Annotated in this window: 22 protein-coding genes and 1 tRNA gene; 2 read left to right on the forward strand and 21 right to left on the reverse strand. The window is 32.3% G+C overall.

Annotation, left to right across the window (positions count from 1 at the left end; translation table 11 throughout):
• Nucleotides 1-21 precede the first annotated feature (21 nt).
• Together aat and AC2I98_RS09305 are read right to left on the reverse strand one after the other, a co-directional pair.
• Complete coding sequence (aat, locus tag AC2I98_RS09300) at nt 22-654, reverse strand: leucyl/phenylalanyl-tRNA--protein transferase (protein ID WP_486411424.1); 633 nt, start codon at nt 652-654, stop codon at nt 22-24.
• Between the two features lie 84 nt (nt 655-738).
• Nucleotides 739-1,110: a DUF3127 domain-containing protein gene (locus AC2I98_RS09305; RefSeq protein ID WP_019976879.1), complete on the reverse strand. Its 372-nt coding sequence runs from the start codon at nt 1,108-1,110 to the stop codon at nt 739-741.
• A gap of 117 nt (nt 1,111-1,227) precedes the next feature.
• Between AC2I98_RS09305 and AC2I98_RS09310 the strand changes: the two genes are divergently transcribed.
• A tRNA-Leu gene (locus AC2I98_RS09310) sits at nt 1,228-1,309 on the forward strand.
• On the opposite strand, the gene AC2I98_RS09315 is transcribed toward AC2I98_RS09310, so the two are convergent.
• The 15 genes from AC2I98_RS09315 to AC2I98_RS09385 form a co-directional block, all read right to left on the reverse strand.
• Nucleotides 1,261-2,814 (reverse strand): recombinase family protein, encoded by a 1,554-nt coding sequence (locus tag AC2I98_RS09315; protein WP_486414070.1) that lies wholly within the window; start codon nt 2,812-2,814, stop codon nt 1,261-1,263. The two genes, AC2I98_RS09310 and AC2I98_RS09315, sit on opposite strands and share 49 nt — an antisense overlap.
• Before the next feature lie 135 nt (nt 2,815-2,949).
• The gene (locus AC2I98_RS09320) at nt 2,950-3,216 is read right to left on the reverse strand and encodes a hypothetical protein (RefSeq protein WP_312351277.1); all 267 of its coding nucleotides are present in this window, start codon (nt 3,214-3,216) and stop codon (nt 2,950-2,952) included.
• Complete coding sequence (locus AC2I98_RS09325; RefSeq protein WP_486411425.1) at nt 3,213-3,572, reverse strand: hypothetical protein; 360 nt, start codon at nt 3,570-3,572, stop codon at nt 3,213-3,215. Before AC2I98_RS09325 ends, AC2I98_RS09320 begins: the two co-directional genes overlap by 4 nt.
• 111 nt (nt 3,573-3,683) lie before the next feature.
• Nucleotides 3,684-3,974 (reverse strand): hypothetical protein, encoded by a 291-nt coding sequence (locus tag AC2I98_RS09330; protein WP_486411426.1) that lies wholly within the window; start codon nt 3,972-3,974, stop codon nt 3,684-3,686.
• Nucleotides 3,974-6,886, reverse strand: coding sequence for a primase-helicase family protein (locus tag AC2I98_RS09335; protein ID WP_486411427.1), 2,913 nt, complete (start codon nt 6,884-6,886; stop codon nt 3,974-3,976). The genes AC2I98_RS09330 and AC2I98_RS09335 overlap by 1 nt, the downstream gene beginning before the upstream one ends.
• A complete protein-coding gene (locus AC2I98_RS09340; RefSeq protein ID WP_486411428.1) occupies nt 6,883-7,395 on the reverse strand; it encodes a hypothetical protein in 513 nt (170 codons plus the stop codon). The genes AC2I98_RS09335 and AC2I98_RS09340 overlap by 4 nt, the downstream gene beginning before the upstream one ends.
• Nucleotides 7,385-7,735 (reverse strand): hypothetical protein, encoded by a 351-nt coding sequence (locus AC2I98_RS09345; protein WP_486411429.1) that lies wholly within the window; start codon nt 7,733-7,735, stop codon nt 7,385-7,387. Before AC2I98_RS09345 ends, AC2I98_RS09340 begins: the two co-directional genes overlap by 11 nt.
• A 10-nt stretch (nt 7,736-7,745) precedes the next feature.
• Nucleotides 7,746-8,006, reverse strand: coding sequence for a hypothetical protein (locus tag AC2I98_RS09350; RefSeq protein ID WP_486411430.1), 261 nt, complete (start codon nt 8,004-8,006; stop codon nt 7,746-7,748).
• A 79-nt stretch (nt 8,007-8,085) separates the two neighbouring features.
• Nucleotides 8,086-8,373, reverse strand: a complete 288-nt coding sequence (locus tag AC2I98_RS09355) for a hypothetical protein (RefSeq protein ID WP_486411431.1) — start codon at nt 8,371-8,373, stop codon at nt 8,086-8,088.
• Between the two features lie 4 nt (nt 8,374-8,377).
• Nucleotides 8,378-8,572 carry a hypothetical protein gene (locus tag AC2I98_RS09360; protein ID WP_486411432.1) on the reverse strand — a complete coding sequence of 65 codons (195 nt, stop codon included), beginning with the start codon at nt 8,570-8,572 and terminating at the stop codon, nt 8,378-8,380.
• Between the two features lie 35 nt (nt 8,573-8,607).
• Nucleotides 8,608-8,925, reverse strand: coding sequence for a hypothetical protein (locus AC2I98_RS09365; RefSeq protein ID WP_486411433.1), 318 nt, complete (start codon nt 8,923-8,925; stop codon nt 8,608-8,610).
• Nucleotides 8,925-9,479, reverse strand: coding sequence for a helix-turn-helix domain-containing protein (locus tag AC2I98_RS09370; protein ID WP_486411434.1), 555 nt, complete (start codon nt 9,477-9,479; stop codon nt 8,925-8,927). Before AC2I98_RS09370 ends, AC2I98_RS09365 begins: the two co-directional genes overlap by 1 nt.
• A gap of 16 nt (nt 9,480-9,495) precedes the next feature.
• Entirely contained in the window at nt 9,496-9,891 is a 396-nt protein-coding gene (locus AC2I98_RS09375) for a hypothetical protein (RefSeq protein WP_486411435.1), read from the reverse strand.
• A 2-nt stretch (nt 9,892-9,893) separates the two neighbouring features.
• Nucleotides 9,894-10,151 (reverse strand): hypothetical protein, encoded by a 258-nt coding sequence (locus AC2I98_RS09380; protein WP_312355622.1) that lies wholly within the window; start codon nt 10,149-10,151, stop codon nt 9,894-9,896.
• A 25-nt stretch (nt 10,152-10,176) separates the two neighbouring features.
• On the reverse strand, nt 10,177-10,395 hold the full coding sequence (locus AC2I98_RS09385; protein ID WP_486411436.1) for a hypothetical protein: 219 nt from the start codon (nt 10,393-10,395) through the stop codon (nt 10,177-10,179).
• 92 nt (nt 10,396-10,487) lie between these two features.
• Between AC2I98_RS09385 and AC2I98_RS09390 the strand changes: the two genes are divergently transcribed.
• A complete protein-coding gene (locus tag AC2I98_RS09390) occupies nt 10,488-10,925 on the forward strand; it encodes a hypothetical protein (RefSeq protein ID WP_486411437.1) in 438 nt (145 codons plus the stop codon).
• An 8-nt stretch (nt 10,926-10,933) separates the two neighbouring features.
• On the opposite strand, the gene AC2I98_RS09395 is transcribed toward AC2I98_RS09390, so the two are convergent.
• The 4 genes from AC2I98_RS09395 to AC2I98_RS09410 are packed head-to-tail and all read right to left on the reverse strand — an operon-like array spanning nt 10,934 to nt 19,335.
• The gene (locus AC2I98_RS09395; RefSeq protein ID WP_486411438.1) at nt 10,934-12,769 is read right to left on the reverse strand and encodes a hypothetical protein; all 1,836 of its coding nucleotides are present in this window, start codon (nt 12,767-12,769) and stop codon (nt 10,934-10,936) included.
• Entirely contained in the window at nt 12,759-14,768 is a 2,010-nt protein-coding gene (locus AC2I98_RS09400) for a COG1470 family protein (protein WP_486411439.1), read from the reverse strand. The genes AC2I98_RS09395 and AC2I98_RS09400 overlap by 11 nt, the downstream gene beginning before the upstream one ends.
• Nucleotides 14,769-14,780: 12 nt before the next feature.
• Nucleotides 14,781-15,194 carry a hypothetical protein gene (locus AC2I98_RS09405; RefSeq protein ID WP_486411440.1) on the reverse strand — a complete coding sequence of 138 codons (414 nt, stop codon included), beginning with the start codon at nt 15,192-15,194 and terminating at the stop codon, nt 14,781-14,783.
• Complete coding sequence (locus tag AC2I98_RS09410) at nt 15,160-19,335, reverse strand: phage tail tape measure protein (protein ID WP_486411441.1); 4,176 nt, start codon at nt 19,333-19,335, stop codon at nt 15,160-15,162. Before AC2I98_RS09410 ends, AC2I98_RS09405 begins: the two co-directional genes overlap by 35 nt.
• Nucleotides 19,336-19,404: the final 69 nt, after the last annotated feature.

Consider the following 19,404-nt stretch of genomic DNA (forward strand, 5'->3'; position numbering starts at 1 on the left):
AATCCGAATTTCGTTTTTTTTTTATTTCTCTAAATATTCCAAAAAAGCATCACTCGGAATTTCCATTGCACCCAAACTCGCTAAATGTTCGGTATAAACTTGACAATCGATCAACTTATATTTCTTATGATATTTTGCAACAAATTGTATAAAACCTGCTTTAGACGCATTACTCACTTTTGCAAACATGCTTTCTCCGCAAAAAACATCGTCCATTTCAATTCCATAAAAACCACCAACTAATTCTTCATTCTGCCAAACTTCTATACTTTTTGCGATTCCCATTTCATGCAAATTGCAATATGCTTCGATCATGTCATTTGTAATCCACGTTCCGTCCTGATCTTTTCTATAGGCTTGTGAACAATTTGTAATCACTTCTCGAAAGGCTTTATTCTCGGTATAGGTAAACGTTTGATCTCGAAAAACTTTTTTCATTGATTTAGAAACGTGTATATTTTCTGGAAACAACACAAACCGATCGTGCGGAAACCACCAAATAATTGGATCATCTTCGTTAAACCAAGGAAAAATTCCTTTCTGATAAGCCAAAATTAGACGTTCTGGCGAAAGATCTCCTCCAATTGCTATCATTCCCTCGCTGTTCACGTCATCGTAATCAGGAAAGATTAAATCAGAACTTAACCAATACATATCGTTTTGTCTATTATTTATTTAAAATTAAAAAAACGTGCCCAATAAAGAACACGTTTAGTATTAATTGATGTTTTGTTTTCCTTAGAATGGTAAATCATCATCATCTCCATTAGAAAAAGTATCTACTGGAGGCGCTGGTGCAAAATTATCGTATCCTTGAGGTGCTTGTGCAGCTGCATTCGCCATGTTCTCAATTCTCCAAGCTTGGATTGTATTGAAATATCTTGCTACTCCTTCTGGATTAATCCACTCGCGACCACGAATGTTGATCGAAACTTTCACTTCATCACCAGGTTTGTAAGCATTCAACACATCTGTCTTATCTTGTGTAAGCTCAATTAAAATATCTTGTGGATATTGTTCTTGCGTTGTAACAACGAATTCTCTTTTCTTGAAACTTGCAGTAATATTTTGAGTTTCAAATACTTTTTTAATTCTTCCTGTAATTTCCATTTTTGTAAAAGCTTTGTACAAATTTAGAATGTAAAAAAAGATTAAAAAAATTTTATTTCTAAATTTTGTTAGAAAGAAAACTTGTGTATATTTGCAATCCAAATCGGTGAGATTTAAGCGGGCGTGGTGGAATTGGTAGACACGCTAGACTTAGGATCTAGTGCCGCAAGGTGTGGGAGTTCGAGTCTCCCCGCCCGTACTTAATGAGGAATTTAACGATTCCTCATTTTTTTTGTCATAAAACAAAAGGTTCTTTCCTTTTAAAATCAAGGCTTTCGAGGTAAACAAAGAATTCAAATAAGGGGTTCGGTAAACCTTACCATCGTACATGAGTTCTCTACCGAACACTATTTCTATAAAGTTCATTTTTTCTTGAGAAGACGCTAAATGAAAGATGTTCTTAACACTATTCAATTGAGTAATAGACGAATTATAATATGTATCAAAATTAGAGTTCGTTTGTTCTATACTTTTTATTTTTGAATCAACACTTAATAAATCCTTTTTCAAAGAATCATGCCATCTCGAATAAGTATCATCGTCAATTTTATCATCTAAAAACTTTTCTTCTAATTTTTCTTTCTTTGAAGTTAATGATGCTTTCTTTTTTCGTAGGATCACAATATCTCCAGCTTCAGATTTTAACTTAGATTTTAATAATTCTTCGACTTTCACTTTTAAATAATCAATTTGGTAGTCCTCGAAACTTAACGTGTCTAAAACTTGATCAAAAAGATTATTCGCCTTATCAACGTTATAAGACTTTCTGTGACCTGTACATTCGTAATACCAATAATATTTATATTTCCCTTTAGATTTACCGCAAGTCATCGGTTTTCCGCACTCAGGACACGTAATAGAACCTTTCAAATAAGCTATATCATTAAATCTATTCACAACTTTGCCAGTTCTAGCAATCAATGCCTGTACTCTATTAAAAGTTTCTTCGGGAATAATTGATTCATGAATACCTGGTAAATAAACAATAGAATTATCCTCCAGTTTAAACTTAATTTCGCCTATGTAAACATGATTGGATAAAATTCTAAAAACAGCATCACGAGCTGTTTGTGTAAAACCTTTAACTTTCGCAAGACGTGTAGTTTCTGCAAATGAATAATTTTCTAAATACATATCATAAATGTATCTAACCATCTTCGCTTGCTCTTCATCGATTAATAAAATTGGCTTTTTTGCATCATCCCTAGCATTTATATAACCATAAGGCGCAACACCCAGGAAACGTCCTTGTTTTTTAGCAGCATCAATACCAAATTTCGTACGTTTACTAATTACTAATCGCTCAACGTGTGCCTGTAAAAGCATTTGAGTACGCATCTGAAAGAAAAATGGACTATCAATTGGAATCCCAATAGGTTCATGAAGTGATATAATTTTTATTTTATATTCTTCCTCTAGCTTCTGAATAACAGACAAAGCTTCTTGTAGATTTCGACTGAAACGATCGTATTTCATCACCACGAAATAATCAATATTTTTATGATTAATTTTCAAGAAATCTTCTAACTTTCTCCAGGCTTTTCTATCAAAATCTTTTGCAGATTGTCCTTCATCAATAAACGTATCAACCAACTCATAATTATTACGATTACAATACTCTGTAATCTGTTCTACTTGTCCAGAAATAGAAAAATGTGATTGATCCTCCCGGCTAATTCTTGCATAACCTACTACCTTTTTCATTTTGATGAGATGTTATTAATGACAATTTTTGCTATCAAATCTAAAAATAATTTTTCACGATCTGATAATTCTCTGACTTGAGTATCAGAATTATTAGATTTTGATGTTGATATTTTTACGATTTTTGACATTGATTTATTTATTCTTTTTTTCTAAATACATTTTAGCATATTGAAATCCTATACATTCGCACCCTTTATTCTCACCTATATTAATATGGCAATTAAATTGCATATCATAAGCTAAGCATTGAAAAGCAGCATCAACATTATGAGGTTCTTTATTTGCTTCAGAATCAAATTTAAAAGCACATGTTTTACACATTTTTCCAATATTTTTTATCTTAGCACCTTCTACAGCATAATTTGATATAGTTTTTCTTTTAAATTCATCCGAACTCATTTCTTTGAAATTCTAATAAATTCAGTTATTTTACTTTTATTATCATCTATCGAAATTTTTTTCATAATTCTATCTTCATACGAATATGCGTTTCGATTGCACCAAATTTTTAAATATCTTTTAAATGTTGTAGAAGGCAAATTGGTTAATAGTGGATGATATTCCTTGCAATCATTTAGTAAATCTTCTTTTTTTACGAAAAATGGAAAAGTCCAAGCTAAAAAATATTGAGCTACCCAACGTTTAAATTCAGGAGGAATAGACTCGATATTTTCTTTTACATCATACTTTATCGCATTATCTGCTAATCCTAATTCTTTGAATTCCTCTGGAGTAATTTCTATTGTAATTTTCATGATTATTTTTTTAAAACTCTACCCTTATAAGTAATAGGGTGTAAAGTGTAATTTTGTAACTATTTAATTTTCAAATATTATTTATCCGTATTTGATAGACGGACTTTGTAATTATTGAAGTTTTAAAGCTTCCTGAACAACTTTATAATGATTTTCTGTTGTATAGTTGTTGACTATTTGATATTGCGCCCTGGACTTGAACTGAACAGAGTAAGAACCGATCGAAGTAAATGTTGGAGGAATATAAGTTTTCATAATCTCCAGCATTGTTGGTAAATCAACTGGATCGGTATCGAAGCCATAACCTAACAATTTTCCACTTTTCATCTCATAGAACAGGTTAACTACTTTATGAGATTTCAGCATTGTCATTTTAACGATATGAAATTTGAAATTTATCATTAGATGTATTCGTTTTCTTTACCTTCTTCCAACTCTTCATCTTCAATAAAAGTCAAACGAATATGTTCGGTCGTTTTCATTTTAGGTTTTGAACCTTCATAAACAACGTTACCGTATTTATCAACCAAAGGAATGTTGACCATAAGACGATCCTCTAATTCATAATTATTAACCTTACACCAGGCATTTAATTTTTTCTTCAGACCTGCAGAAGTTAATTCTGATAAATACTTCGATTTTGATTCCTGAACATTCTTCAAAACTTCATCTTTCACTATTGTTAATCCTGAAATTGTTGGTATATAACGATCGGCCCAATCTTGAAAATGTCTTCCCATTTCTGATATATACGAACGAAGTAAAATATTTCCTCCAGGAGCTTCAATTTTCTCCTCAGTTCTTAAATAAAATGATGTCGCTTGAAAAACAAAATTTAAAAAGTCAAACCATTGTTCCGAATTCCAATCCGTGTAAAGCGTATAACCAAAATCATCTTTCGGTTCGCGTGCTTTTCTATCGTCATTCTTCGCGTGGTAATAATCTGAAAATCCCATAATCAATTGACGACGAGCTGAAGAACCTGAACGATCTCTTAACGAATAATTGGAAGTAAATACAATTTTTGGCGAATTCTGATACGATATTTTGACTTTACTTTCAAACTTAACGTTGACTGTCATTTTGCCTGTAGTTGCAGAATAAAATCGTTTGAAATCAAAATTTCTCTGAACGTCGTCGACGATCATCAAACCTGTGTGAGCGTCAACTCCTTCAAATAGGAATTTATCATCAAAATCTCCTTTTCCATCAACATCATGAACACCCATAAAGTATCTCATCGCTTCAAAAAACAATGATTTACCAGCTCCTCCTTCAGCAACATCATCTTCTAAAACAGCATTATCCAAAGCGAATGGCGACCACGCCTTTGTCGGGTCTTTGAATCTGTGAGCCAAATAACCAAAAGTGAAAATCTTATTTACCAAGTGCTGAACTTGTTCACTATTCTCCTCTTCAGATAAGTAGTCAGACTTAATTTTAAACTTAGATCGTTCGTAGAAATCCTCCTCTTTAAAACCTTTTTCAATGAAAGCAGCACGTTCTTTTTCCCAAAAAACACGGGAAGTTTGAATCAAATAATTCAGATAATCGCAGTCATTCTTCAAAATTTCTATATCATACAAATCTTCTCCAAGCTTTGATATTTTGAAATACGGACTATCAATTTCTAATTTGGATTTGATGTCATAAGCTGAGATATCAGAATCTGCCTCATCTTTTATTAAAGAATCAATCAGCTGAGATTTCAAAACATAATTATCAAATTTGAAGCTTTCTTTCGCACCTTTTGCATCGACTTTAAAACAACGATTTCCAATAAAAAAGAATTGACCTTCTGGTGTATAATTTCTAAAATCTAATGTACGATTGTGCATATTGGCTAAATGACTATCAGTAATCTTCTGAGAAGTAATCATCATATTTAGCAGCGCATGCGGAATTTCTTTAACACCAAGAGAATCTTGTTTTGCTAATAAGAAATTACGAAAATAATCTTTGATCGATTGCGTTGTTTTTAACTCTTCTACTACGTAACCTTGTACGCGAGCAAAATAATAACCGTCTTTCTTAGATGGATCATCAATCCTACAAAATCCATTTAATCGTAAAAAATAAAAGGCATACATGTGATGGAAATTGTATGATACACGCCCTTCTTTACTCACAGAAGTTTCCCAAAATTGAGCTGGCATTGCAAGATTGAGCATTTTCTGAACTTCAAATGTTACTTCTTTTTCGGATTTACTACCTTGTGAACGGATGAAATCTTTAAAATCTTTGTCTGATTTTCTTGTGAAAAACTTATCTAACCAAAGCGTTCTAATTGATAAAAACTCTAAAGCTAACTTTTTACCAACATCTTTTCCAGTAGCATCTGCATCAGGAACCAAAACAACTTGATGAGCATATTTGTGTAATTTTTTGATTAAAAAACGATTAGGATAATCTCTTTCTGAATTAAACCAAATTGGATATTCACCTAAACTCAAAAAATTTAACGCATCACTTCCTCCAGTAGCAATTACAACACGTTCTAATTTAAAATCAACATCAGAATCCTTCACTTCTTCTATATCAATACCTTTCTTTTCGGCATACTTTTCTCGTGCTTTTTCTAACTCTTTTTTATAAAGTTTTTTGACACGATCTAAACCGAAAACAAACGATTTTGATTTTTCTCCTAAATAACGGAAACGATTATCCTTTCCATCTTCGCTCCATCTTTTGGATGCTTTTGGCATATAAATTTTTAACCATTGCTCTTTGTTATCATTTTCATTGATAAATGCTAAGATTGGAAATTTATCCGTTGATCGAAATGTGAAAACTTTTTTCTTTTCTTCACTATAATAACTGTATTCTTCGAGAGAATTAAGTCCAACAGACAAACAATGTGATTCTGTCACATGTGTTCCCAAAATATCCAATTCATAAGCTGTAAAAGACTTTGTGATAAAATGAAAACCTTGACTATTAAGTTCATGTTTAAAATCTTTCTTTTCACATTGACGGAATTCATATTTATAAAATTCGAGTGTTTCTTCTTCGAAAATTTGAACACCTCTTTTATTCTGAAGCTCGCGTCCTATTTCAACGATAGCTTCAGAATAAGACATATTTTTATCTAAGGCATATAATCCGAAACAATCTTCACTTTTTATCGAGCCACCAAAATCAGTCATTCGGTAACGGTCTCCGTATACTTTTATAGAAGCTGAAGCTGTACGCTCTTCAGGGCGAGATTTAAACAGTTTTTTTGGAATTGCATCTGGATAAATGCTCTGTATAATTTCTAAACCTTGATCTGTTAGTTCAAGTATTTTTTCTGCAACTTTTTTTAAATCACTCATGATAATGCTTCGTTATTATTCCATTTTTTAATAAAACAGATGATTTCGTAATAAGAAATAGTATTGGTATTGATGACGTGGAAACATCTCTTAAGAGATTGATTGTTTAATTTAGCTTCAGGTAATTCTGAACGATATTCCAAAATCAATCTCGGAGCAATAAATATAGAGTCAGAAAAAGGTTTTAATTGAACTGGATTTCCAGATGTAAATTTATAAAAACACTCTGGAGACAAACCCGCTCGTATATCTTTAAAATATAAAAAATCAATATCTAATTTATCTTTTGGATGTTGCTTATAAAAACCTTTCGGAAATTTTTTCCAACCTGCCAATGTAGCGTTATGATAATTTTTTCCTTTTAAAAGTTCTTTTATCAATTTCGATTTTCCTGAATTTGGATCTCCGTGAATAATTAAATGTTTTTTCAATAAATTATCCTGGGATTTCGTTATCAATGCATCAGATGGTCTTTCTACCAATACATATATACTTTCGTTACAATTCATGTGTTTGTGTGTTGTTTATCAATTTTACAATTCGGTTATGAACCGAGATCATTTCTAATCCGATCATTCTTTTTCGATACCAGGTTGAAGCTCCAAATCGTTCTTTTAATTTTCTATTCAAGATTTTTTCGCTAACAAATGCTCGATCACTAAAAACTTCTTTTAAAAATTTCTTGTATTCTTTTTCATTATTTCTAATTGAACGAACAGGTAATTTCTCATCTTTTTTTGCAGAAACACCTAACAAAGAATTCGAATTGAGTTTAGTCTTATAATTAGCTAAATTGTCCTGAGATTTAGCTATTATTCTTGTTTTAGAATTGAGTCTTACGGTTGACATAAATTTATTTTTAGTGGTTAAATTCGTCCAGGGCCAAAAGAAAAATACCTATAGCCAAGATTTCTGAGTTATCAGTAGAGTTAAGATTAACTGCATTTTCATTTAAAGTTTTCCATTCCTGGAGCGTTCCACTTGGATGGTTAGTTTTCCATACAGAGAAATGCTCTTCGTGGCGTTTTACTCCTTCTTTTATTTTTTCTTTGAGAAACTCTTTTGAGTCCACGCCTTCGAAAGATTCGCGGACCCGAGTTTTTATTTGTTCTGTTGTCATTACCAATGTTTTTTAAGGATTGATTTATCTGAAGTAATCAATAGAACTCTAAGGATTAGTGTTTTCATTACGACAAATTTTAAATTGGTAAATCATCATCTTTTGGAATATCTACACTATCTGGAGAGATTGGTTTACCTGATGATATTCTAAGATTACCCACATACACCTGATCATCTTTTGTAGCATCTTTAAAATTTAATTGTACCGATGCATCGTTGTTATATTGATCGGGTTCGTCGTTGATCCAAACATTAACATTAAAATAAATTTTCCCATTTTTCCCACGAGAAAAAGCTTTGTGTCCTTTTTTCGCTTGATCGTTTAAATCTGATAAGCAAATACTTCCGTATAATAATTGTGACATAGTTTTATTCTTTTATTGTGTTTCTTAATCGTTCGTTTTCTAATAATTCGGTAATAAATGATTGTTTTATTTGTTCAAACATTATATCTCGGAGAGATGATGTGTCATAAAACAGATGAACTTTAATAGGCAATTCATTTTCTGGTCTACATTCAACTGTTAAACCGTCTTTACCTTCCTTAATTAGAATCGCTTGCATTTCACAGTAAGTGAAAATTTTTACAAATTGACATTTCATTTTTCTTTGATTAACATGATACTTTTTCCATTTTTTCGGAAAATGATAAAACCTCCTGCTTCTGCGAATGGTTTTATTACTACACACAACATTGTATCAAGGCTTCGTTGCTTGTAATACAACATATCTTCGGACAAATCGGTTTGATAAGCATAATCGAGTAATTCTTTCAATTCAACTGAATCATTTATATTTTGATACAGCTTTTCAAAAACTCGAGTCGGTATTCTTGGTAGGTAAATTCCTTTATCTACCAATTTTACTTTGTACGCTTCATTCGTGACATCATCACGGTCAAATACTAAATTTTCCATTATAATTTCGCCCAATTTTCACCACGTTTTATTCGATAAATTTGACCTTGAGATAAATTAAATTCTTTCGCGATATCTCTTACTTTCATCTTACCAGATTGCAAATAGCTTTTAATCTTTTTTGCATCTTTTATTGAAATTTTTGAACCTGGAGGATTCGTACTTCTATCTACGCCTTTCATTTTCGAGAAAGATTGCATATAATGCGCTTTCCATTCTTCTGGCGTTACAACTTTGACGTTATCTGCGTTATTATTTGCTTTGTCAAAATCTATATTGATAAGTCTTTGATTTTCAACATTTTTATCATAGTCATGAAAAGCCATCGCAACCATATCGCGTACATAAATAGCTGTACGTTCTTTTTTAGTGTTTTTCGTCACCCAAATAACAGGATATCCATTATTAAGAGGAGTAACTTTTATTGCGGTTTTCTCAATGCCATTTTGCATCATTTTCATTACTTCGACTTTACCATCTCTGCGAATAAAATATCTGCGTTTATCCGAATCTTCTAAACCGAATTGGCTTAATTTAATTTCTACTTTTTCCATTGCTAAGAATTTTTAATTACAAGTAACCAAATGCTGAAGCTGCTAATTCTCCGATATCAGTTAAATCACCATCATTCTCAACTTCGCCATCCTCATTTTCATAAAACTTTGAAATTTTGTCATCCAAAACATCCCATTTATGTGCTTTTTCAAATGCTTTTTCAATTCCTAAAACAGAAGAAATTGCATTAGATATCTTTATAAGATCTTCTCTATTTACATCCGAATAGGCTTCAGAAGAAAAATGATCAAGTCCAGTTTCTAACTGAATTTGTGAACAATCATTTTGAATTCTAAATTCAAATTCTCCTTGAGAATCTGACGATTTACAAACTGTTTGGTATTGTTCTTTAATTATTTCCATCTGTTGAATTTTTGCTGAACCTAGTTTTTCTTGATTTCTATTTGCCATGATTAAGAGAATTTTTTATCAAACATATTTTTAAATGATTCAATTTGATTTAAACCAGAAACGAACTCTTCTAACCCTCCTTTCTCTTTTGATTTTTCATCAATTGTATTTTTCATAGATACAATTGAACAACATCTGTAAAATTCTTCTTTATTCTCAGGACTTGGATCTAGCTTATAAGCTGATAACTTCTCTTCTAAAGCTTCGATAAACACTTCTTCAGGCATAAAGCTTAACATGCCAATAAAAATTTCTTTCATATAATAATTATTTAAGATTTTTAAATTATTGTTTAGTTTTTGTAACGTCGAAGATTTCATCTTCCGTAAATCCTTCTTGTTTATAAAAAGCGACTTGCTCAGGCAATTTTAACAAAGGACTATTTCTTTTAACCAGTCTAAACAAAGAGTCTTGACGGATTTTCATATGCAAACTCATTCTTAATGAAAAATCATTATCATTAAGAATTCTATCTAAAATTTCATTAGCCAATTCGTATTTCATATTTTTACGGATATATTAAACGGATTAATTATACTGACAAAGCTAAGTAATTGTTTTGTCATAACAAAGTAATTATTTAGAAAAATTTAATCATGAAACCCGAATTAATTAAAAAACGAATTGCAGAATCATTGAATAACGCCTTAAATAGTGGAGTTTATAAGAATAAAAAAGAATTAAGCGACGCTATAAAAACAAACCCAACTTCACTAAATAAATACTTAGCAGGAGAAACTTTTCCACAAGTTGATGGTATTTTTTATATATGTAAAGAATTAAAAATTGCTCCAAATTGGATCATTTTTGGTGACGGAGAAGAAAAAAAGCTCTCTGAAGAAGAACCAAAAGACGAAATGAGTAGTCAATTTATAGAAATGCAAAAAACCTTGATAAAATATAAAGACGACGAAATAAACAGGCTAAAAGAGGAAATTGAAGCGTTAAAAAAATCAAGCGCAACAAGTCCTTATTATGAACGTATTGTTGCAGAACCAATTAAACAACTAACCAAAGAAGATAATAAAAAATAACCGAGGAATTAATCTAATCCCTCGGTTACGAACTCTATACTATATACATTAGAAGTTATCTGATTTTTTGTTACGGTCTTGAACCATTGTCTTTTTCCGTAACAAAATATTTCTGTACGAATATCAATATTTTTAATTTGATTTTTCGAGACGATTTTGGTCCATTGGAAACCTATATTGGTTACACGATTGGTAAACCAAGGCTGTAAAAAACGCGCTATTTCATCACCATGCAAACCTTTTGGATTTGTAGAATGGTTGTATCCTGCTACATTCAATCCATCATAATACACTAACTGAAGAACATTTGCATCATCGGTAATTTTTGCAGTTGTAGTTCCGCGGAAAGTCGCCAACGGAACTGCAAAACCATTGATTGTAATTTCTGATGTATTTTTGTTTTGAAGTCCATTCAATCGATATCCATCTTCATCGAAGAATATAGAATCAAATGTTGCAAGCTCCGTATCAGGAAACTTAATAATAAAAGATTGTTTGTCTGTGAATTTTCGGAGCGGTTTTTCTATTTCAAAATTTCTAAAATCAACAGGATCTTCTCCAGAAGTAATTTTGATAAAATTCATAAATACACGCGGACCATCAAAAATCAAATCATAGTTTCGCCAATTCTTTATCGCTGTTACCAATTCGCCAAACGTCATATCTGGAACTGCACGTTTTAAATCCACACGATTCTTATTGAAAACAAACGGAATTGCATCTCCACTTTCCGAATGAGCTCTAATCGGATTAATCTTTATTTGAGCAACACCTATATTATTTCCTTCAGCATCGAATTCGTTGTTTTTTGCTTTTCCATCAAACTTGAAACCGATTGTCACACCTTCTAAAGCTTCAGCAATACTGACATCAAAAACAATTGTGTTGCCTAATGCCTCCGAAAACTCGAGAACATAACTATCAGGATCATTTGTTTGATAAATTGTTTGTTCGAAATCATTTCGATAAATGGAAAGTTTGTCACCAGTTTCCATTAAAAATCGTCCCAAAATTCTATATCGCCCTGGAGCTGTTATTTTTAGTTTTTTGAAATAGGTCGTTTGATATCCAACCGTAAAGGCTGTATAATCTAAATCGTAAACATTTTCCTTGTATTCCTTCTGATCACCTGTTGTGAAATATTCGCCACCAGAATAAATTGTTCTTTGTCTCAATGTTTCATCATTTAAAACGTCTCCTGAAAGAATAAAACCTGCGTCTTTAAAGCCAATCTCAAGCACATACAACAAATAAGGCAATGGATGAATAATGTTACGATTAGCGACATCTGTATCATTTACAACTTCGTTTCGAGGAAAAATCCAACTCCCGGACTTTTGATAACGATTATTAATAATGCCATCAAAATATTTCCATTCTTCCGAATCTAAATCAAACTGATCCGTGATTAACTTTGGAAAATTATAAATCGTTTCGGGATATTTTTTTTTACAAATTTCTTCAGCGTGCAAATAAATATCTGCAACATCAATTTGCATCAATGGAAGCTCCGAAAGTGATGTATCAAAATTTGGTAAATCTTCAAAACCGCTATCAATCTGACATTTTAGAGAATTACCTTTAATTTCTAAAATCTCTAATTTGCCTTTCATTAATTTACCTTCGAAAACGTGAGTGCCTTCGTGGTAACGTTTCAAACCTTTTGCTAAATGAGAAGAATAATGTCCTAATTTGGATTGAAAATTACGATCCATATTTACATCAAAAGGTAGCGAGTATTTCGTCCAAAAAGAATCCTTAAACCTCGGATTCTCTTCGGTTACGGAAATTTTGCATTCGCTTAAATCAATCTCAAATTCCGATGTTATAAATTTATCTTTCATCTTTCAAAATTTTAAATTCCAACATCATCGATTTGAAACCTTTTTGTGAAGTACCTAAACTGTTCTTTTTCGCTGTAGGAATTGCTCTCACCGTCTTTTCTGGTAATTGAATAATTACAAAATTACTATTGAAAATCGCATCAATCAATTCTACTTCTTCATGTAAAATCCAACCTGTATTGATTGTTAAATTATCTGTTTGTTTCGTTTCAAATTTTTCTTCAGAACCACTCTCAACATTTTCAGAAATAGTATGCTCAAATTCAGTTGGCAACTCGTAATCTGCGGCACAAGAAAACCAATCAAAAACCAAATTATGCGTTTCAAAGAAAATGTTAACTACCTTATCTGAAGCTGGAACAGGAATCAATTTGACTTTTCCTAAATCAGCTACTTCATTGGAAGCATTGAGCACCGATTTATTGAACAAAAACGTACGAACATTATATCCAATTCTTGCTGTTTGACCTATTTTACTTAATAATTTTGAAACGTCAACATTCAATCCAATCATATCTGCAGATATCGCTAATCTTGATTTATTATTTACACTTCGAAGTGGAAAATCTGTAAAAAATGGAAAACACTTTGGCTTATAACCTGGAGCAAAACGAACGTTATCCAATACAAAAGAGTTTACCACATTATCAGCTTCATCAATTTCAGAGAATGTCATTTTAACAACTGCAAATTGATAAGCATCAAAACTATCTTCGAAATATTTTAAACTTCTTTCTTTTGCAAAAAAATCGTTGATTTCTTCTCCTGGATAAAACGTAACTTTATTTTGAAAATATGGTAATTGGTAAACTTGAGATTCGTTGTACATATTATCGTATCCCATGAAAAACATATCCAATTTCATAAAAACTTTGACCGCTAATCGATTTACACGCGTCATAGCAACTTTGTTCTTATCCAATGCAAAATAATAACCTGAGCGGCTAAAATCATTTACAATATGCTCCACGACATCAACTTTAACGAATATATTTTTCTGAACATTACCCGATTTCAGCACAATATTTCCTGAAAACAAACCAACACCCAAAGTTTCTGCATTCTTTGACTCAAAGGTTACTTTTCCATTCGCAAAAACACATGAATTCAAGAAACTTGGAAAGGATTCCATTGTAATTGCCAAACCATTCGGATTGTCAACAGTCACAACTCCTGAAGCTTTTTTATTTTCGGAAAGTAAAAGTGTTAAATCAAAATTATCTTGAGATAAATAAAATTGGGTTGTATCATTGATTACAGCTAATTTTATTGTTACACGTTTTTGTTTTCCGTCCGCCTTTATAATCATCTGTTCACTGTAATTCCCTGCAACAATTGAAGTTTCCGATAACGAAAGAAATAACGAAGTTGTGCTTTGATTGTCTGTTTTTGTAACAGTTAAATTGAAAGGTTGAGATTCCCAACCAACTTGGCTTTTGCTATAAACAATAATTTCTTTATCCCCCGAAAGCACATTATTTGCTAAATTAAATGTCAGATTAAAAACTTCTTTATTCGTTGTAATTGTGGATCCAGAATTATCTGTCTTCAGCATTTCGAGAGCACCTTCTACATTTTCATTTTCGAGTTCAGTTTCAACGCCATTTTTCACGCCAAACGCTTGACATTTGATTGTTATTTGCGTTACTCCAAGCTCCAACAAATCGAGGTTTTGAAAGGAATAGGTCAAATCTGTATTCTCTCCAGGTTGTATGTTCAACTGATTTCCATTTAATTTCGTAGAAGAAACAACCGCCCAATCAACTGGAGAGGAATTCATAAATGAAATATAAAATCTAAAACCTGAATAACTAGGATAAATATATTGAAGCTCTGGAACTTGAATATTTTGGATAAAACTTTTCGGATTATTTGAAACTGAAAGTTTTGGATTTTGAGGATATAACTTCCAGTCAACAATTGGAACTTGTTCACAGATTTCAAAACGATCATTACTTACTGAAGTATAGTGACACTCTTGTTTTGTTCTTATTGGCATTTATAGACTATTTTAAATAAAACAATAATTGATTAAACCTTTGTATTTACCATAGGTTCTAATTGATTTTTCATTGATATTGTGCTGCCATAATTCGACAGCTATATTTGGAAAGAATAAGATGATCCGATTATCATCAATTCGAAAATCTATGTTTAATTTTTGAACATTTGTTTTCAGGAATCGATAGAAAAAAGCATCCGTCACTAACAAATCAACATCTTTTGGTTTATAATTTTCAGGCAGAAATCCGTGCATAACTTTTGCAACGGATCCGCAAACCGAAAGTTTAGATCCAACCGCTCCGAAATTATCTTCTAACAATTGATAAACCGAATCAACATCTTTGTTTATCCGTGAATTTTCAAAAACTTGGAGCTTTTGAAATAAATTATTTTCCTGAAGCTCGTTGTTCAATTTTTTCATAAGATTTTATCATTCTTAATATTTTCTTTCCATTTTCTGCATCTTCGATGATATACGCCATAACACCGTCATCACTTAATTTTTGAAGTAATTCTTTAACATCTGTCAATACAGATATGTATTCGTAATAGGTTGTAGAATTATCTGAATTTTGAGAAGCAACAACTGGAGAACCTCCAGAACCTTCAAAAAAACCTCCTTCTGCAAAACTTGGAACTTGTTTACTTTTACGAATACTCTCTAACCAGTCATACGTACTTGCAAGCCTTGGATGTCTAGTCATCCATCGAGGCGAAACATGCTCAAATTCATGAAGTCTTACATTTCCTGCATAAGGACGTTCACCAGTTGCATCTGGAGAAAGAGAACTTGATCCCGTAAAACCTTCAAAAAAACCTCCTTCTGCAAAACTTGGTTTTTCAGGCAATGGTTGCGCTGCAATTGTAGCAATTTGCAAAGCTCCCAATGCTCCTACTACAATCGACATTGCAATACCTAAAGGACCTCCCAACGCTAACGAATTAGCCACACCTTGCGCTGTAGCTCCAATTGCAGAAAATATTCGTGCAACTTTTTCAGCTTTTGCTTGTTTATACTCAATTTCAGCTTGTTTATTCGCTAACTGAGTATCTAACAACTCAACTCCTTTATGATATTCTTCTTGCGAAATAAATCCTTGATTCAGTTGTTTTAAAAGCTCTTTTTGTTTTTCAGTTTGTTCTTTTTTGAATCGTTTTAAATCTCGTTCACCCAAACTACGTTGCAATTCTCCAAATGAAGCGGCTAAATTTCCCATTGCGGCAAACACTTTCCCAACAGCCGCAACTTTACCTTCAGTAGTATCTAGGTTTTTAAATGTTTCCTCCCAATCCTTAACAGAAAATCCAAGAATATCGACTTTCTCTTTTTTAGATGAAGACTCGTCAACAACTGCTTTATTATCGGTTTGAGTTCCGCCATCAATTGCAGTTTTAACTTGAGTAATTTTATCCTTTAGAAGTTCTAAATCCTCCAAAAGTTTCTTTCTAGCTTCACCATCTGAAATCTGAGAAATAGCCTGAACAAGCATTTCCTTTTGCTTTTCAAATGAAGCCAACTGAGCTGCCAACATTTTACGATCAGCCTCTTCTCGAAGAAATCTTTTTGCATCTTCTAAGGATTTTACATTTTTAAGCTCGTTATCCGTTAATTTTAAATACTGAAGATTTTGCAGTTTTTCTTTTGCTTCTGCTAAAGAATTAATCTCATTTATTTCGTCTTCATCAGCACGACGAGAAGCATTAATTCGAGCGTTTTCCTGATTAATCCAAAGTTCAAAATCTTTTGCATCCCAAATCTCTTTTATCTTACCAAGGTTGAACTGATGGGTTTTCTCCATTTGTTCAATAATCTGATCATTAATAGATTTTAGATTTTGACGCTTTTTATTAGCCACCTCTAATCCAGAGATCGCTTTTTCAAATTCTTGTTTTGCTTCAGGAGATTTTGTTTCAGATTTTGATTTCTCTAAATCTTTAATCTGCTCATTAGATTTATCTATTTCTTCTTGAATATTTTTATTCTGAATTTTTAAATCTTCCTTTTTACGCTCAAAATCGCGCGTTTCATCGTCAATCGCTTTTTGACGAGATTCATTTAATATTTTTTGTTTTTCGTCTTCATACGCTCGTTGAAACTCAAGCATTTTATCATCAGAATCTTTCTTTAATTGCTCTGCTTTTTTAACTTCCTCTTTAGAACTTTTTAAATCCGCTTCGTTTTGACGTTTTAATTTTTCAGCCGCTTTTTCTTCATCAGATTTACCACTACGATTTTTCTTAACATCTGGAACTACAACATTTGTAGGTGTCTTTTTATCATCAGTATATTTTTGAGCTTTTTTGTCGGATTCATTTATCGTATCAATAAAAAACTTATCAGCAGCTTCACGTTCTTTTTTCGTTTTTTCAATTTCGTCTTGAACTTCTTTCAACTCAATCTTAGCGCCTTTTACTTTTAAATCACTGGAAATAACTATAGTTGTCATTTTACCATCACCTCCATCAACTCTTCTAACTTCCTCTTTGTTCGGATCAGCTTCTGCTTTTTTTAATGCTTTTTTCTTAGCCTCTAATTTTTCTTGAAATTTTCTATCCTCTTCTAATCGTTCACCTTCTCTTTTTTCAATAACACTACGAGCAGCAGAAGCCCTAGCAGAAGCTATAATTGCATCACGAAGATTTTTGTAACTATCTTCAGCCTTTCCATTCATTATAATTTCATCAGAAATATTTTGGAAATAAGATGGATATTCTTCTTTTAATTTTCTTACAGCCTCGGTACGCTCTTCTGTAGATTTTTTTACATCAGTTGCTGTGCTATAAAGAATTTTCAAATTAGATATTTCAGAAGCTACATTGCGCTCTGCATCTTTCATAGCATCATTTAACTCCTTCTGATTTTTAACCGCTATATTAACTTCCTTAGAAAACGCTTTGTACGCAACAACAGCAGTAGCTACTAATGTAAATAACACGCCCCAAGGTGAAGCTTTAGCTACAGTATTAAATGCAATTGTTGCCGCCGTTATTCTTTGAGTATTTAGAGTAACAATTCCAAGAACTACATTATACGCTAATAAACCAATACGTTTAATCAGTAATCCTGCGGCTTGAGCCTTATCTGCAATAACATTTAACCATGTAACTTTTGTCAAATTACCTGTTGAAATAGTAGCTATCAATACACTTGTATTATAACCAAGAATAGCAGTCCCAACAACTTTCAGGATATTTCCTAGAAAGGATAATCTATCTTTAAAACCACTAATTTCTTCACCTGCATCCTTAGTTACACCAGTTATCCATCCTAAAATATTAACCAACCATTCAAAATGATTGATAATATTCGTTGACGTAAACATATCGTTAAATTCATTCTTTATTTTCTCAAGAATAGCCGGTGCATTATTATTTTTTTGATTAAACTCATCTTGTAGAGATGTCATTTTATCCATTTCTTCACCAGCTGTTTTCATTGCTTTTCGGAAATCATCCGTTCTATTAGCAGCAGCTCCAACAGCTTTTTGAACTTCTAATGAATTTAATTTTAATGATTCTAATATTTTTGAAGTTTCAACTGCATCAAGACCTTTCATACCTTGAGCAAATCGTAAGAAAAACTCTTCAGGTTTTGTATTGATTAACTCCTTTGCTTCCTTAACCGACATATTCATCGAATAAGCAAAAGCTTCAATATTTTGTCCAGCTGTCGACATAAAATTTGCAAACCCTGAAGAAGCGATTTGAGAATCAATTCCAGATTCTTCGAAAGCAGCTCCTAATCCTAAAACTTTATCGATTGCAGGACGCAAAGCTTCTGGTAAAGTTCCAACTCGCAAAGCAAATTGAGCAATATTTCCTTCAGATGCAGTTCCTTGAGCAGCCAACGTATTTAGTGCAGATCCTACACGATTTATAGCTTCAGCATATGTCATTGATTTAGTATCCTCAAAAAGCCCTTTAATCTTACCAAGTTGATCAACAACACCTTCTAAACCTCCCTCGAAACTGTCTCCTAATGCCACATAAGCTTTATCAACTTCCTGTACAAAATCTTTCATTTGTTCGGTTGGAACCCCAAGACGTCCACCAACTTCTGCAATTTTAAGACGTGAAAGCTTTGATGTTCTTGTGTCCATTTCATCAAAAGCATCCCAAAGCTCTTTTACTTCCGCTAAGGACATCCCCGATGTTTTCTGAACATCAGTCATTGCATCGGCTACTTTTAATAACTGATCAACAGTCATTCGACCTTTATCAATAACAATATCAAAAAATCTCGATGCTAAATCAGCTGTAAAAACCTGACGGAAAGTGTCTCCTAAACTCAATAAATTTCGACGTAGGAAACTTATTTTTGGAGCTGCTGAATCAATAGATCGAGTAACTGCGTTTATCTCATTTCGAACTTCTTCAAAACGAGCACGTGCTAATCTAACTTCTGCGGCTTTATCAATAAATTCTTGTGTCCCTGGAGTAAGTTTCTTTAATTCGGACTCAAGTTTTCTTGTAATCTTAGATACATTTGAAAATGTATTTTCAACTTGACTTCCATTAATATATAGTACACCTGTAGTTGTTATTCTAGTACCTGATGCCATACTGCATTAAAATTTGACGCAATATGCTTTTTGCCTACAACAAGCTAAAGGACATAAAAAAAGCTACCT

The sequence above is a fragment of the Empedobacter sp. EJD.6dd genome (assembly GCF_057369435.1).